Origin of the sequence: Bradyrhizobium canariense (genome assembly GCF_019402665.1) — a bacterium.
Lineage (GTDB): Bacteria > Pseudomonadota > Alphaproteobacteria > Rhizobiales > Xanthobacteraceae > Bradyrhizobium > Bradyrhizobium canariense.
The window spans coordinates 14,511-28,405 of the sequence record NZ_VSST01000025.1; the positions used below are offsets into that span (position 1 = coordinate 14,511).

Annotated in this window: 14 protein-coding genes and 5 pseudogenes; 14 read left to right on the top strand and 5 right to left on the bottom strand. The window is 65.9% G+C overall.

The window, feature by feature from the left end:
- Positions 1–21: 21 nt before the first annotated feature.
- A pseudogene (locus FXB41_RS41950) lies at positions 22–427 on the top strand (TRAP transporter substrate-binding protein); the annotation flags it as partial.
- Complete coding sequence (locus FXB41_RS14870; protein ID WP_246648867.1) at positions 404–691, top strand: hypothetical protein; 288 nt, start codon at positions 404–406, stop codon at positions 689–691. The pseudogene FXB41_RS41950 and the gene FXB41_RS14870, both read left to right, overlap by 24 nt.
- Here the strand turns inward: FXB41_RS14870 and FXB41_RS14875 are convergent.
- From FXB41_RS14875 to FXB41_RS42235, 3 genes are all read right to left on the bottom strand, one after another.
- Positions 688–1,092, bottom strand: coding sequence for a hypothetical protein (locus tag FXB41_RS14875; protein ID WP_219682270.1), 405 nt, complete (start codon positions 1,090–1,092; stop codon positions 688–690). The two genes, FXB41_RS14870 and FXB41_RS14875, sit on opposite strands and share 4 nt — an antisense overlap.
- Before the next feature lie 15 nt (positions 1,093–1,107).
- On the bottom strand, positions 1,108–1,308 hold the full coding sequence (locus FXB41_RS14880; protein ID WP_219682271.1) for a hypothetical protein: 201 nt from the start codon (positions 1,306–1,308) through the stop codon (positions 1,108–1,110).
- 245 nt (positions 1,309–1,553) lie between these two features.
- Positions 1,554–1,637 (bottom strand): hypothetical protein, encoded by an 84-nt coding sequence (locus tag FXB41_RS42235; protein ID WP_473284514.1) that lies wholly within the window; start codon positions 1,635–1,637, stop codon positions 1,554–1,556.
- 292 nt (positions 1,638–1,929) lie between these two features.
- Between FXB41_RS42235 and FXB41_RS14890 the strand changes: the two are divergent.
- A pseudogene (locus tag FXB41_RS14890) lies at positions 1,930–2,187 on the top strand (cytochrome P450); the annotation flags it as partial.
- Between the two features lie 135 nt (positions 2,188–2,322).
- Here FXB41_RS14890 and FXB41_RS42165 read toward each other — a convergent pair.
- Entirely contained in the window at positions 2,323–2,664 is a 342-nt protein-coding gene (locus FXB41_RS42165) for a recombinase family protein (RefSeq protein ID WP_446479881.1), read from the bottom strand.
- 203 nt (positions 2,665–2,867) lie between these two features.
- Here FXB41_RS42165 and FXB41_RS14900 point away from each other — a divergent pair, with 203 nt between their 5' ends.
- The 10 genes and pseudogenes from FXB41_RS14900 to FXB41_RS14940 form a co-directional block, all read left to right on the top strand.
- Positions 2,868–4,070, top strand: a complete 1,203-nt coding sequence (locus tag FXB41_RS14900) for a cytochrome P450 (protein ID WP_219682273.1) — start codon at positions 2,868–2,870, stop codon at positions 4,068–4,070.
- A 94-nt stretch (positions 4,071–4,164) separates the two neighbouring features.
- Positions 4,165–5,454: a cytochrome P450 gene (locus FXB41_RS14905; RefSeq protein ID WP_219682274.1), complete on the top strand. Its 1,290-nt coding sequence runs from the start codon at positions 4,165–4,167 to the stop codon at positions 5,452–5,454.
- A 1-nt stretch (position 5,455) separates the two neighbouring features.
- Positions 5,456–5,763 (top strand): annotated as a pseudogene (locus tag FXB41_RS40710) (ferredoxin).
- On the top strand, positions 5,750–6,595 hold the full coding sequence (locus FXB41_RS14910) for an SDR family oxidoreductase (RefSeq protein ID WP_310473303.1): 846 nt from the start codon (positions 5,750–5,752) through the stop codon (positions 6,593–6,595). The pseudogene FXB41_RS40710 and the gene FXB41_RS14910 overlap by 14 nt, the downstream one beginning before the upstream one ends.
- A complete protein-coding gene (locus FXB41_RS14915; RefSeq protein WP_219682276.1) occupies positions 6,595–7,938 on the top strand; it encodes a cytochrome P450 in 1,344 nt (447 codons plus the stop codon). Before FXB41_RS14910 ends, FXB41_RS14915 begins: the two co-directional genes overlap by 1 nt.
- A 106-nt stretch (positions 7,939–8,044) precedes the next feature.
- Positions 8,045–9,043, top strand: coding sequence for a polyprenyl synthetase family protein (locus FXB41_RS14920; RefSeq protein WP_219682303.1), 999 nt, complete (start codon positions 8,045–8,047; stop codon positions 9,041–9,043).
- A 60-nt stretch (positions 9,044–9,103) separates the two neighbouring features.
- A complete protein-coding gene (locus tag FXB41_RS14925) occupies positions 9,104–9,346 on the top strand; it encodes a hypothetical protein (RefSeq protein ID WP_219682277.1) in 243 nt (80 codons plus the stop codon).
- Positions 9,343–10,893 (top strand): hypothetical protein, encoded by a 1,551-nt coding sequence (locus tag FXB41_RS14930; protein WP_219682278.1) that lies wholly within the window; start codon positions 9,343–9,345, stop codon positions 10,891–10,893. Before FXB41_RS14925 ends, FXB41_RS14930 begins: the two co-directional genes overlap by 4 nt.
- A complete protein-coding gene (locus FXB41_RS14935; protein WP_219682279.1) occupies positions 10,890–11,792 on the top strand; it encodes a terpene synthase family protein in 903 nt (300 codons plus the stop codon). Before FXB41_RS14930 ends, FXB41_RS14935 begins: the two co-directional genes overlap by 4 nt.
- 76 nt (positions 11,793–11,868) lie before the next feature.
- Positions 11,869–12,042, top strand: a pseudogene (locus tag FXB41_RS14940) (type 2 isopentenyl-diphosphate Delta-isomerase); the annotation flags it as partial.
- Positions 12,043–12,370: 328 nt separating this feature from the next.
- Here the strand turns inward: FXB41_RS14940 and FXB41_RS14945 are convergent.
- Positions 12,371–12,658, bottom strand: a pseudogene (locus tag FXB41_RS14945) (aldehyde dehydrogenase family protein); the annotation flags it as partial.
- 434 nt (positions 12,659–13,092) lie between these two features.
- Between FXB41_RS14945 and FXB41_RS14950 the strand changes: the two are divergent.
- Positions 13,093–13,680, top strand: coding sequence for a GNAT family N-acetyltransferase (locus tag FXB41_RS14950; RefSeq protein WP_219682280.1), 588 nt, complete (start codon positions 13,093–13,095; stop codon positions 13,678–13,680).
- Positions 13,681–13,895 lie beyond the last annotated feature (215 nt).

Consider the following 13,895-nt stretch of genomic DNA (forward strand, 5'->3'; position numbering starts at 1 on the left):
ATGCAGGATCAGGAGTAAAACATGATTGTCTCGAAGCCCGGAATCATCAGCCGCCGTTCGCTGTTGAGGGCGGCTACGGCCGTACCTCTCTGCAGGATTCTGACCCGTCCGGCGTCTGCCGCCGAGTTCGTCTAGAAGTTCGCGACCGGACAGGATCCGACCCATCCGGTGAATATCGGCGCAAGAGGCGATCGACCGATCCGCGAAGCGACGAGCGGCCGGCTGGAGATCAGGCTGTTTCCGGCCAATCAGCTCGGCTCCGACACCGAACTCCTGCCCCAGGTACGCAGCGGCGGCGTGAGTTCTTCAACCAATCGTCATCGATCCTTGCCACCTGGTGCCGAGCGCGGGCATCGTGAACACCGGCTTCGCATTCGCCGATTACGATAGCGTATGGAAGGCGATGCACGGCAAACTGGGCACCTATGGAATTCCGGTCATTGCCTGTCAGGACGACTGTCAGACCTGCTTCCTTTGCGAGCTTTATTGTCCCGAGGATGCGCTCTGGGTCTCCCCCTTCGCCGATGAGAACAAGCCCGTCGACGTCAGGGCACTCAAGCGAACGGCGCGATGGGCAGCTATCGCCGAGCTGCCGGCTGGACCGACGAGACGCGGGATCGCCGCGGCATCGACCGGAGCTATCTACTCTTTGGTCAATGAGTTGGGCTGCCGCCGCGCCCTGTCCACTTAAGATGCATGCGCTCGCGCGGGTTCGCGGGCTTCGCGGCGACGCTGGCGCCGTGCGCGTCGGCGCTTCGCTCGCTCTGCCGGGAGCGGCAAGGATGGCACTGGTGGCCCGGCCGTTTCCACTAGCACCTTCTCGACCGGTTCGTCTTCGGTCCGGCGCGCCTCCATGGATTCGAGCACGGCTCGTCCCTTCACAGTAATCCTCCAGCCGCCGTTTTGACGCTCAACGAGACCGTCCGAAAAAATGTCGAGCCCGGGCACGCGCGCGGCCAGCCGCTTGGTGCGTTCGGCCCATTCCGGGCCGCTGGTGGCGAGGATTGCCATGTCGCGCTTGAGGTCCGCCATCACGGCGAATCCTTCCGGATAACTCACCAGGATTTTCAAGACTGTGACCTGGAAATTCACCCCGGACCCGCCCGATCAACGCCAGATCGTCGGCGCTTCTGTCAGCGCTATCCGGCCGATCTGCCGCAGCTCGTCCGGGGTCGTTTCGCCGGTCTTTGCGGCTTCCAGGATCTTGCAGGCCACGTGGGTGCGAGCGCCGGACTCGTCGCGTGGTAGCTTTTCGCAGACCTCGTCGAGCACCGCTCGCAATAGAGCGGTAGTCGCTTGTTCAAACATGGGTGCGGCCCTCGGAAAAACCTGATCCTACCGCAAGTCTTTCGATTTGGGGATTCACGAATGTTAACCAATGAGCTCTGCCACGCTGCACACGACCCGCGCCTGCGCCCCTTCCTGAAATCCTGCTCGAAACTGCGCCTCTCAAATCGGCGGGCCGAGTTGCGGCTCAGCCTGCCCCTCACCATGGCGCGAGGACAACGATACTCCCAAGAAGCCGAACCGGCTTTGAAGCGGGCATCTCGCTTTCAAGCAGCGATCGAGAAGTGTTCGAGCTCGCTGTGGTTCGAAATCGCGATCGGCATGGACCTGCTGCGCGTGATGATGTCCAAATCGTTGACTTGAGCCTTCAGCGTGACGGTCCGGGCCCGCGCGGTCCTTGTCCTCCCAGTGCCGCCAGACCTTCTCGATCAGCGGGCCCAACTCGGTGGCCATTGCGTCGAAAGCGCTAAAGATCGGTTGAGAACGTGTTCTCCGCACCAACCGACTTCCGGATCCGGTTCGCGCGGACCTCGGGTGATCAATGCCCTCGATATCCAGTAGTATTACGCGCCGGCCTTGCCGAAATTGGCTTGCAGAAGTCGAGCGACTGATTGCGGACCTCGAGGCAGTGTACAGGCCCGTTCGGCGAATCGCGACGAAACGCGGTGGGAACGGCCCGACCAGTTCGACATCACCCGGCGCGTTTCGGGACATATCGGCTTCAGCACCGGGATCCACGGCTGCGTGGGGCAGATGGTCGCGCGGCTCGAAGGCGAAGCCGTGCTGGCCGCCTTGGCGGCGAGCGTCGCATCAATCGAGATAACGGGCGAGCCGGTATACCGCGACAGCAGTGGATTGCGGGCCCTCAGCTCACTGCCGGTACGCGTTACGACGAAATAGCGCCAGCCCGGGCTCTTTGCAGCGGCTGTCATTGCCCTCCAGGACGGCTGACGGACCTGCTTCCTTTGCGAGCTTATTGTCCCGAAAGGTGTTGTCGTGCAAGCCCCGCTGCTTCCTCGACGTAGTTGCTATAGTTCAGCACGCCTTTCGCATGGAAGTTCGTTGAGCCGAGAAGGGATCTTGTTCTTGAAAATGAGCTTCCCAAGGGCCCGAAGGATCAACGATCGCGTTGATAACGTTTGCATCGAAAATCAACGCGGGCCCTCTATCAGCCTTGCGAAATACCATCGTCGTCGTCGTGGCGAACCCCAGGCCGGTCACCAGATCAACGCCGGCGGCGAGCAGCGCATCGCGCTGCGAGTCCGTGCTCTGGCGGTCGGAGTCCGACGACACGCGCATGTAGCCAACCAACATAGGCGGATACGCATCGGAAATAGGTTTCCGTATTGCAGCGCGTGGCGACAGAGTTTTCCGCATGTTTTTTGCGCCGCCAGGCGTTTAGTTTAGGACGCCACTACAAGATTCGGTAGTTGGCTAAAGCCACTTTGAGGCCCTAGGGTCCGGCCGCCTTCCCCGCCGATTATCATCGACGAACTAAAGTGAACGCAAGCGCACGTGAAGCCCGCAGCGCCTGCCGGTCACCTTCCGCCCTTCCATCGCGTAGAGACTGAAGTGTAACCATGTCCGAACAATCCTTGCCGACGCTGCCGATGTGGCGCGTCGATCATATCGAGCCCTCGCCCAAGATGTTGGCGCTGCGCGCCAACGGTCCGATCCACCGCGTGCGCTTCCCGTCCGGGCACGAAGGCTGGTGGGTGACAGGCTACGACGAGGCCAAGGCGGTGCTGTCCGACGCGGCGTTCCGGCCCGCGGGAATGCCGCCGGCGGCATTCACCCCGGATTCGGTAATTCTCGGTTCGCCGGGGTGGCTGGTCTCGCACGAGGGGGGCGAGCATGCACGGTTACGCACGATCGTGGCGCCGGCCTTCAGCGACCGCAGGGTGAAGCTGCTCGCGCAGCAGGTCGAGGCGATCGCCGCGCAGTTGTTCGAGACACTCGCGGCCCAGCCCCAGCCCGCCGACCTGCGGCGCCACCTCTCCTTTCCGCTTCCGGCCATGGTCATCAGCGCGCTGATGGGCGTGCTCTACGAGGATCACGCGTTTTTCGCCGGGCTGTCCGACGAGGTAATGACGCACCAGCATGAAAGCGGCCCGCGCAGCGCGTCGCGCCTGGCCTGGGAAGAACTGCGCGCCTACATTCGCGGAAAGATGCGGGACAAGCGCCAGGATCCGGGCGACAACCTGCTGACAGATCTGCTCGCGGCGGTCGACCAGGGTAAGGCGACCGAGGAGGAGGCGATCGGCCTGGCCGCGGGCATGCTGGTGGCGGGGCACGAGAGCACCGTCGCGCAGATCGAATTCGGCCTGCTGGCCATGTTCCGCCATCCGCAACAGCGCGAACGCCTGGTCGGCGATCCATCCCTGGTGGACACGGCGGTGGAGGAAATCCTGCGCATGTACCCGGCGGGCGTGGGCTGGGACGGCATCATGCGCTATCCGAGGACCGACGTGACAATCGCCGGCGTGCATATTCCCGCGGAGAGCAAGGTGCTGGTCGGACTGCCGGCGACGTCGTTCGATCCGCGCCATTTCGACGACCCGGAAATCTTCGATATCGGGCGCGACGAAAATCCGCACCTAGCGTTCTCCTACGGTCCGCACTACTGCCTCGGCATGGCGCTGGCCAGGCTGGAACTCAAAGTGGTGTTCGGTTCGGTCTTCCAGCGCTTTCCCGCGCTGCGCCTGGCCGTGGCGCCCGAAGAACTGAAGTTGCGCAAGGAGATCATCACTGGCGGGTTCGAAGAGTTGCCGGTGCTCTGGTGATGCGCGGACGCCCCTGGGAGTCGCGATCTTCTCCGCAATTTGCCGGCGCGCCTGGCGCGCGCCGTTCAGATCAGCCAGCCAACAACTAAGCAAGATGGACGTGCAAGAAACCACAGCAGCATGCCGGGACGCCTTCGCCGAACTGGCTTCGCCAGCGTGCATCGACGACCCGTATCCGTTCCTGCGATGGTTGCGCGAGCACGATCCGGTGCATCGCGCGGCGTCGGGCCTCTTTCTGTTGAGCCGCCACGCCGACATCTACTGGGCGCTCAAGGCCACGGGGGATGCGTTTCGGGGGCCGGCGCCCGGCGAACTCGCGCGCTATTTCCCGCGTGCGGCGACCAGCCTGTCGCTCAATCTGCTGGCGTCCACGCTGGCGATGAAGGACCCACCGACGCATACGCGTCTGCGCCGGCTGATCTCGCGCGATTTCACCATGCGCCAGATCGACGACCTGCGGCCGAGCATCGCGCGCATCGTCGCAGCGCGCCTGGACGGCATGGCGCCCGCGCTGGAGCGCGGGGAGGCGGTGGACCTGCATCGGGAATTCGCGCTGGCCTTGCCCATGCTAATCTTCGCCGAACTGTTCGGCATGCCCCAAGACGACATGTTCGGGCTCGCCGCCGGCATCGGCGCCATTCTGGAAGGCCTAAGCCCGCACGCCAGCGATCCCCAGCTCGCCGCGGCGGACGCGGCCAGCGCCAGCGTGCAGGCCTACTTCGGCGACCTCATAGAGCGCAAGCGCACCGATCCCCGCCACGACATCGTGTCGATACTGGTCGGCGCACACGAGGACGATGCCGACACGCTGTCGGATGCGGAGTTGATCAGCATGCTGTGGGGCATGCTGCTGGGCGGCTTCGCCACCACTGCCGCGACCATCGACCATGCGGTCCTGGCGATGCTGGCGTATCCCGAACAGCGGCACTGGCTGCAGGGAGACGCCGCGCGGGTGAAGGCATTCGTCGAAGAAGTCCTGCGCTGCGACGCGCCCGCCATGTTCAGCTCCATTCCGCGTATCGCCCAGCGCGACATCGCACTAGGCGGCGTGGTGATCCCGAAGAACGCGGACGTGCGCGTGCTGATCGCGGCCGGCAATCGCGACCCGGACGCCTTCGCCGACCCCGACCGCTTCGATCCCGCGCGGTTCTACGGCACCAGTCCTGGCATGTCGACCGACGGGAAGATCATGCTGAGCTTCGGCCACGGCATCCACTTCTGCCTCGGTGCGCAACTGGCCCGGGTGCAGTTGGCCGAGAGCCTGCCGCGGATCCAGGCGCGCTTCCCCACGCTGGCATTGGCCGAGCAGCCCACCCGGGAGCCCTCCGCGTTCCTTAGGACATTCCGCGCGCTGCCGGTGCGGCTGCATGAGCACGGGGGCTGAGATGCGCGTCGTGGTCGACCAGGATCTGTGCGGAACCACCGGGCAGTGCGTGCTGACGCTGCCGGGCACCTTTCGCCAGCGCGAACCGGACGGCGTGGCGGAAGTGTGCGTGGCGACGGTCCCGCAGGTGCTGCACGCCGCCGTGCGGCTCGCGGCCAGCCAGTGCCCGGTCGCCGCCATTCGGGTCATCGAAAGCGACGCTGGCGATGACGAGCGCGCCAGCGCCGACCCCGCGCCTTCTCCGGTGAGGCCGAGCGGCATGCCGCGAAAGACCAACGCAATCCACGAGGACACGATCGGACGGTTTGAAGGCAAGGTGGCCGTGGTGACCGGCGCCGGCGCCGGCATCGGCAAGGCATGCGCCCTAGCCATCGCGCGCGAAGGCGGCAGAGTGGTGGTGGCCGACATTGATGGCTCGGCGGCCATCGCCTGCACCGCGCAGATCGCGGCCGAAGCGGGCCTCGCGCTGGCGCTGGCGATGGACATCGCCGATGCGCAGGCGGTGGCAGCGCTGTTCGAGACGGCGGAGCGGCACTTCGGTGGGGTCGACCTGCTGGTGAACAACGCGAGCGCCATGCATCTGACCCCGCGCGACCGAGCGATCCTCGACCTGGACCTGGCGGTCTGGGATCAGACCATGGCGACCAATCTGCGCGGTAGCCTGCTCTGCTGCCGGCAGGCCATCCCACGGATGATCGCCCGCGGCGGCGGCGCCATCGTCAACATGTCGTCGTGCCAGGGGCTCAGCGGTGACACCGCGCAGACGTCCTACGCCGCGTCGAAGGCGGCGATGAACATGCTATCGGCCTCGCTCGCCACCCAGTACGGTCATGCGCAGATCCGCTGCAACGCGGTTGCGCCGGGTCTCATCATGACCGAGCGTCTCCTCGCCAAGCTGGACGAGCGCATGCAGCGGCATCTGCGCCGGCACCAGCTCCTGCCGCGCGTCGGCCGTCCCGAGGACGTGGCCGCGCTGGTGGCGTTCCTGCTTTCCGAGGATGCTGCGTTCATCACCGGCCAGGTGGTGTGCATTGACGGCGGCATGCTGGCGCATGTGCCGACGTACGCCGACGGTGGCAACAGCCGCGCCGCGCGGCCTGCCGGCAACACCGCCGAAGCGCCTGCGGCGCCGCGCTGCTGATGGACATGCTGCTCAACCCCCTGGCTCGTCGGCACCGGCGGCGGTACGACATCCCGGTCGTGCCCGGCGCTTTCCCCCTGGTCGGGCATCTTCCCGCCATCGTCTGCGACCTGCCGCGCCTGCTGGGGCGCGCGGAACGGATGCTGGGCAGCCACTTCTGGCTGGATTTCGGCCCTGCCGGACACCTGATGACGTGCGTGGATCCGGATGCGTTCGCACTGCTCCGGCACAAGGACGTGTCCTCGGCGCTGATCGAAGAGATCGCGCCCGAATTACTTGGCGGAACGTTGGTCGCCCAGGACGGCGGCGCGCACCGGCAGGCGCGCGATGCGATCAAGGCGGCGTTCCTGCCCAAAGGGCTGACTCAGGCCGGGATCGGCGACCTGTTCGCGCCCGTCATCTGGGCGCGGGTGCAGGCGTGGCGTGACCGCGGCGACGTAACCATCCTGCGCGAAACCGGCGACCTGATGCTCAAGCTCATCTTCAGCCTCATGGGTATCCCCGCGCAGGACTTGCCGGGATGGCATCGCAAGTACCGGCAACTGCTGCAGTTGATCGTCGCGCCCCCGGTCGACCTGCCCGGACTGCCCTTGCGGCGCGGCCGCGCCGCCCGCGACTGGATCGACGCGCAGTTGCGCCAGTTCGTCCGCGACGCGCGCGCGCATGCCGCGCGCACCGGGTTGATCAACGACATGGTGAGCGCCTTCGATCGCAGCGACGATGCGCTCTCCGATGACGTCCTGGTCGCCAATATCCGCTTGCTGCTGCTTGCCGGTCACGACACCACCGCCTCGACGATGGCCTGGATGGTGATCGAGCTGGCGCGGCAGCCTGTGCTGTGGGACGCCCTGGTCGAGGAGGCGCAACGCGTGGGCGCGGTGCCGACCCGGCACGCGGACCTGGCGCAGTGTCCGGTCGCCGAGGCCCTGTTCCGCGAGACGCTGCGCGTGCATCCGACGACCACGCTCCTGCCGCGTCGGGCGCTGCAGGAATTGCAACTCGGCCAACGGCGCATTCCCGCGGGCACCCATCTGTGCATCCCGCTGCTGCATTTCTCGACCTCGGCGCTGCTGCACGAGACGCCTGATCAGTTCCGCCTGGCGCGGTGGCTGCAACGCACGGAGCCGATCCGGCCGGTGGATATGCTGCAGTTCGGTACCGGCCCACACGTCTGCATCGGTTACCACCTGGTATGGCTCGAACTGGTGCAGTTCTGCATCGCCTTGGCGCTGACCATGCACAAGGCCGGGGTGCGGCCGCGGTTGTTGGGCAGCGCCGAAAAAGGCCGGCGCTATTACCCGACCGCACATCCCTCCATGAAAATCCGCATCGGATTCTCATGAGCTGGCATCGCTTGCGCCCGTATGGCGAGGCAGCGACGCCGGCAACACCGCGGCGGCCCGCCGCTCGCCGTGGCCGTCTCCTGTCAGGTACAAGGACATGAACAGCATGCAGGCCGGTTCCACGCTACACGACGACCGAACTGGCGTTTCCGCGCTCGGCGGATTGGGCCCGCAAGCGCGCGGCGCTTCCGGCAGGCTGCTGCCGGACATCTGGATGCACGACGGCGTAAAGCGGGTCGAACAAGCGCTCGCGCGCCTTCTCTGCGCCGAAGACAAGGGTGAGACCGAGCTGATGGCGGCGATGCGCTACGCCACCTTGCATGGCGGGAAGCGCACCCGCGCCTTGCTCTGTTTGGCCGCCGGCGCACTGGCCGACACGCCGGCGCACATGCTCGACGACGTCGGCGCCGCCATCGAGATGATGCACGCCTGTACCCTGGTCCACGACGACCTGCCCGCGATGGACAATGACGTGCTTCGCCGCGGCCTTCCGACCGTGCACGTCAAGTTCGGCGAAGCCACCGCGATCCTGGTCGGCGACGCGCTGCAGGCGCACGCCTTCCTGACCCTGGCGAGCCTGGATGCGCCGGGCGACAATCCTATCGCGCTCGTGCGCGAACTGGCGCGGGCGGTGTCCGCCGAGGGTGCCGCAGGCGGGCAGGCCATCGATCTGTCGCTGGTCGGAAAGCACGTCGAGCTGGACAGGATCGTCGCGATGCACCGGATGAAGAGCGGAGCGCTAGTGCGCGCGTCCGTTCGCATGGGCGCGCTATGCGCCATCGCGGAGGATGCCGCGCACGCTGCGCTGTACTGTGCGCTCGATCACTACAGCGCCTGTTTCGGCCTGGCGTTGCAGGTGGTCGATGACATTCTCGATGCGACAGCGGATACCACAGCGCTGGGCAAGACCCCCGGCAAGGACGCGGCGGCGCAGAAGCCGACCTGCGCGTCGATCATGGGGCTGCAGGCTGCGCGCCAGTTCGCGCTCGATCTGTTGCGCGACGCCGGAGAGGCCATCGTCCCGCTGGGGCCGCGTGCGGAACGGTTGGAGCAGATGCTGCAGCGAGCCAACGCGCACCTGTTCAAGCACGCGCCATGCGCATGAGCGCGCCCGTGCGCATGGAGTCGCCCCTGTGCCGCTGCGATCGGCCGGCGGTAGCGGTGCATGCTGCACCGTGTCCGAGTCCGCGGCGCCGATGGCAGCGGTTGCCCTGCACGGCCGCGGCGCGCTGCGGCCAAGCCTATGCGGCGGACCGGCGCCAGCGTCGGTGGCAAGTCGCCGCGCCAGAGCAGTGCGGCCGTCCGGCGCTGCCCATCGGCCGGGCCGCGACGGACCTGCGGCAACGTGCGCGGCGTCTGCCCGATCCTGGTTCTCGTCAACCGCCTGCAGAAGGAACATCTCGCGTGAACGCGCAGTCCGAACAGATCCTTTCCGAATTGCGCCACCTGCTGAGCGAGATGAGCGATGGCGGCAGCGTCGGTCCGTCCGTCTACGACACGGCGCGAGCTCTGCAATTCCACGGCAACGTCACCGGTCGGCACGACGCCTACGCGTGGCTCATCTCGCAGCAACAGGCCGATGGCGGATGGGGAAGCGCGGACTTCCCGCTGTTCCGCCATGCGCCCACGTGGGCGGCGTTGCTGGCATTGCAGCGTGCCGATCCTCTTCCCGGCGCTGCCGACGCAGTCCAGGCTGCAACCCGGTTCCTCGAACGCCAGCCCGATCCCTACGCGCATGCGGTGCCGGAAGACGCGCCGATCGGCGCGGAGCTGATCCTGCCGCAATTTTGCTGCGAGGCCGCATCCTTGCTGGGCGGCGTGGCGTTCCCGCGCCACCCGGCGCTGTTGCCGTTGCGGCAAGCGTGCCTGGCCAAGCTGGCGGCGGTAGCGACGTTGCCGAGCGGCCATCCGTTGCTGCACTCCTGGGAAGCCTGGGGGACCTCGCCGACTACCGCATGCCCGGACGACGACGGCAGCATCGGCATCAGTCCGGCGGCCACCGCCGCCTGGCGTGCGCACGCCGTGACACAGGGGAGCACGACGCAGGTCGGGCGCGCCGACGCGTATCTGCAGGCAGCATCGCGGGCGACGCGCAGCGGCATCGAAGGCGTCGTTCCCAACGTCTGGCCGATCAATGTGTTCGAGCCATGCTGGTCGCTGTACACCCTGCATTTGGCCGGGCTGTTCGCGCATCCCGCGCTCGCCGAGGCGGTGCGCGTGATCGTCTTGCAGCTCGACGCCCGCCTGGGCGTGCGCGGTCTCGGCCCGGCGTTGCATTTCGCGGCCGATGCGGACGACACCGCCATCGCGTTGTGCGTCCTGCGCCTGGCAGACCGCGAGCCGGCGGTCGATGCCTTGCGCCATTTCGAAACCGGCGAGCTGTTCGTCACCTTTCCCGGCGAGCGCAATGCCTCGGTGTCGACCAACATTCATGCCCTGCATGCATTGCGATTGTTGGGAAAGCCCGCCGCCGGCGCCAGCGCCTATGTCGAGGCCAATCGCAACCCGCACGGTGTATGGGACAACGAAAAATGGCACGTTTCGTGGCTGTATCCCACCGCGCACGCGGTCGCTGCGCTGGCGCAAGGCAACACCGAATGGCGCGACGAGCGCGCGCTGGCGGCGCTACTGCAGGCGCAGCGCGACGACGGCGGCTGGGGCGCTGGTCGCGCGTCCACATTCGAGGAAACCGCCTATGCGCTGTTCGCGTTGCATGTGATGGACGGGAGCGAAGAGCCGACAGGGCGCCGGCGCATCGCGCAGGCGGTGGCGCATGCGCTGGAGTGGATGCTCGCCCGCCATGCGGCGCATGCATTGCCGCAGACGCCGCTGTGGATCGGTAAGGAACTGTATTGCCCCACGCGGGTCGTGCGTGTGGCCGAACTTGCCGGGTTGTGGCTGGCGCTTCATTGGGGGCGGCGCGCCCTGGCCGAGAGAGCAGGAGCGGCGCCATGATCCTGACCGAACGCGCGCTGCAGCAGGTGCTGGAGTGGGGGCATTCCCTGAACGGGTTCGCCGACGAGCATGCCATGGAAGCGGTCAGGGGCGGCCAGTACATCCTGCAGCGCATCCATCCGAGCCTGCTCGACACCAGAGCCCGCACCGGCCGCGATCCGCAAGACGAAACGCTGATCGTGGCGTTCTATCGCGAACTGGCGCTGCTGTTCTGGCTCGACGATTGCAACGACGTTGGCCTAATTGCGCCGGAGCAGCTCGCCGCTGTGGAGCAGGCGCTGGGGCAGGGCGTGCCGTGCGCGCTCCCCGGATTCGACGGCTGCGCTGTGCTGCGCACCTCGCTGGCCGCACTCGCCTACGATCGTCGCGACTATGCTCAGCTTCTCGACCATACCCGGCGCTACTGCGCGGCGCTGCGCGCCGGACACGTGCGGGCGGCGGGGGCGGAACGCTGGTCCTACGCCGAGTACCTGCACAACGGCATCGATTCGATCGCCTACGCGAATGTGTTCTGTTGCCTGTCTTTGCTGTGGGGGCTGGACATGGAGACCTTGCGCGCGCGTCCGGCGTTTCGCCGGGTCCTGCGGCTCATCTCCGCGATAGGGCGTCTGCAGAACGATCTGCATGGACGCGACAAGGACAGCTCGGCCGGCGAGGCCGACAACGCGGCGATCCTGCTGCTGCAGCGCTACCCGGCTATGCCTGTGGTGGAGTTCCTCAAGGACGAGCTGGCCGGCCATACGCGCATGTTGCACCACCTGATGGCGGAAGAATGCTTTCCCGCGCCGTGGGGAGCGTTGATCGAGGCCATGGCGGCCATCCGCGCGCAGTACTACCAGACCTCGACCAGCCGCTACCGCAGCGACGCCGCGGGGGCAGGCCAACGTGCGCTGGGCTGAACTTGCGGGACGCGGCGGCGTGCGCCCGCTGCCGTCGCTCCGATCCGACGCAACGCCGTCGCCCGACGGAGCGAGCGTGAGCGACACCGCCCTGAGCCGGTGCAAGGACGACTATCTGGACATCGTGCTGGATGGGCGAACGGCGCCGGCCACGCTCGCCGGCGGCTGGAAGTATATCGGTTTCGAACACTGCGCATTGCCCGACTTTGACCTGGCGCACATCGAGCGCTGCGCCTGGCTGCTGGCAAGATTATGCGCGACGCGGACTCTATAGCGGTCACCGAGAAACCCGGTACCAAACCTTCCAGCGTCATGCCGACGAAGGTCGCGGAGATGAAGACCGCATTCTGGGCTAGGGTCGAAAAGCTCGTCTTCAGCATCAGGCTCAGCACGGTATTGGCAATGTAGATGTCGAAACCGTCGAAAAGCGTTCCTATGCCGATCAGCAGTATGATGCGGCGATAGAACGGCCCGACCGGCAGTCGAGCAAGACGAGTGCCTGCGTTCACGGGTGTCGACATTGACGCTCTCCATTGATGCGGCCCGCCTTCTTCGAACGTCTGCCGCTTGTCGTTCTGTTAGTTCAGCCGCTTCTGGTTGGCCGTGTCGCGATACCAGTCGAACGGCTGCTCGTGCGTGGCGATCATCACGCTCTTGGTCTCGAGGTGGTCGTCGAAGGTCTGGGTGCCACATTCGCGGCCGGTGGCGGCGAGGCCGCCCCAGGGCGAGGCGGGGTCGAGCCGGTGATGATCGTTGACCCAGACGACGCCGGCCGACGGAGGCGGCAACTCGATCCGCGCGGGCGACGTCACGGGTGCGATCGCTGCGGCAAGGCTGAAGGGGAAGTCGTTGGCAATCCTTGGGGCAGACAATCCCAAGCACCTACCTCGGTTGGCAGGTTCCAAATTAGACTGCGGTGCTTAGACTCGTCGAGCGAATGCAACTCGCAACGTTTGGCGAAACAAGATCACCTTGTAACACTAATCGTCCTTCTCGCTTCCTTCGGAAGGCTGCCAGGCTTGTCGACGCCGATAAAATGAGCCCTTCCTTTCGGAAAGGGCAGGAGCCAGATGACGCTCTCATGGCGAAAAGCACAAGTCCTCGGCAGGCCCAAGGGTCAGGGGCTCGCAGCGAGAACCTTCGTCCGAAGCCGCCGTCGAAGGCGGCCTTCTGAGGCGGGATGAGAGCCGGAGGCGGAAACTAAAGGGGATGAATGTTCGGGGCACATCCATTCCGCTCACGTCCAAGGTGTCGGTCCTGTGCTCCAACCTTCAACCCTGCGATCGAAAAGCGGTGCATCATGACAAGAGAGCCGGGCGTCACCTCGGCGAACGCAAGTATTCGGGCAAGAATCGTCTGGACGATTGTCCTTGGCTTTGCCGCCGATCCTTTGATGCGTTGGAGTTGGCCGGACCCTGGGCAATATCTTGGCAGCATGACTCAGTTCATCAAGGCCTGTGGCGGACGAGCATTCGAGCATGGCACAGCATACGTCACGGGAGAGACTCGCGCGGCGGCCCTGTGGCTGCCTCCGGGCGTGCAGCAGGATGAGGATGCGCTGGACGCAATCATGGCGCTGTCCCTTCGCCCTGAAATCACCGAACATATGGCACACCTGCGCCAGGGAATGGCCGAACATCATCCCTCCGAGCCACATTGGTATTTGCCCCTGATCGCTGTCGATCCGAACTGGGCCGGACAAGGGCTTGGCACATTGCTGATGAAGTACGCTCTTCAACGCTGTGATGAGCAGGGCCTCGCTGCCTACCTCGAAAGTTCGAATCCTGAAAACATTCCGTTTTACCAACGCCACGGGTTCAAGATTATTGGAGAGATACAGCACGGTTGCTCACCGCCACTTACGCCGATGTTGCGAAAGACGCGGTGAACGGAATTCGGAGACGCTTCGCATGCTGCGGCTCCCGAAGCGTCCTTGGAGACGAACTGAGGCGCATTGCCTCATCCGGATTGTTACTGGACAACTTCTCGCCGGTGATTGGGTGGCTGCCATCGAATTTGTCCGGTGGCGTCTATGGTGGGAAAGATCAGCATGGGCGCGCGGCGGCAGGTGGTGTCGGCCGAGAGGGATCGTTGCCGGTCGGC

What these genes read in the sequence shown, in the direction of transcription:
- FXB41_RS14920 (WP_219682303.1), top strand. Translation starts at nt 8,045, where the DNA reads ATGCAGGCCGGTTCCACGCTACACGACGACCGAACTGGCGTTTCCGCG.
- FXB41_RS14935 (WP_219682279.1), top strand. Translation starts at nt 10,890, where the DNA reads ATGATCCTGACCGAACGCGCGCTGCAGCAGGTGCTGGAGTGGGGGCAT.
- FXB41_RS14915 (WP_219682276.1), top strand. Translation starts at nt 6,595, where the DNA reads ATGGACATGCTGCTCAACCCCCTGGCTCGTCGGCACCGGCGGCGGTAC.
- FXB41_RS14950 (WP_219682280.1), top strand. Translation starts at nt 13,093, where the DNA reads ATGACAAGAGAGCCGGGCGTCACCTCGGCGAACGCAAGTATTCGGGCA.
- FXB41_RS14905 (WP_219682274.1), top strand. Translation starts at nt 4,165, where the DNA reads ATGGACGTGCAAGAAACCACAGCAGCATGCCGGGACGCCTTCGCCGAA.
- FXB41_RS14900 (WP_219682273.1), top strand. Translation starts at nt 2,868, where the DNA reads ATGTCCGAACAATCCTTGCCGACGCTGCCGATGTGGCGCGTCGATCAT.
- FXB41_RS14880 (WP_219682271.1), bottom strand. Translation starts at nt 1,308, where the DNA reads ATGTTTGAACAAGCGACTACCGCTCTATTGCGAGCGGTGCTCGACGAG.
- FXB41_RS42165 (WP_446479881.1), bottom strand. Translation starts at nt 2,664, where the DNA reads ATGCGGAAAACTCTGTCGCCACGCGCTGCAATACGGAAACCTATTTCC.
- FXB41_RS14925 (WP_219682277.1), top strand. Translation starts at nt 9,104, where the DNA reads ATGCTGCACCGTGTCCGAGTCCGCGGCGCCGATGGCAGCGGTTGCCCT.
- FXB41_RS14870 (WP_246648867.1), top strand. Translation starts at nt 404, where the DNA reads ATGCACGGCAAACTGGGCACCTATGGAATTCCGGTCATTGCCTGTCAG.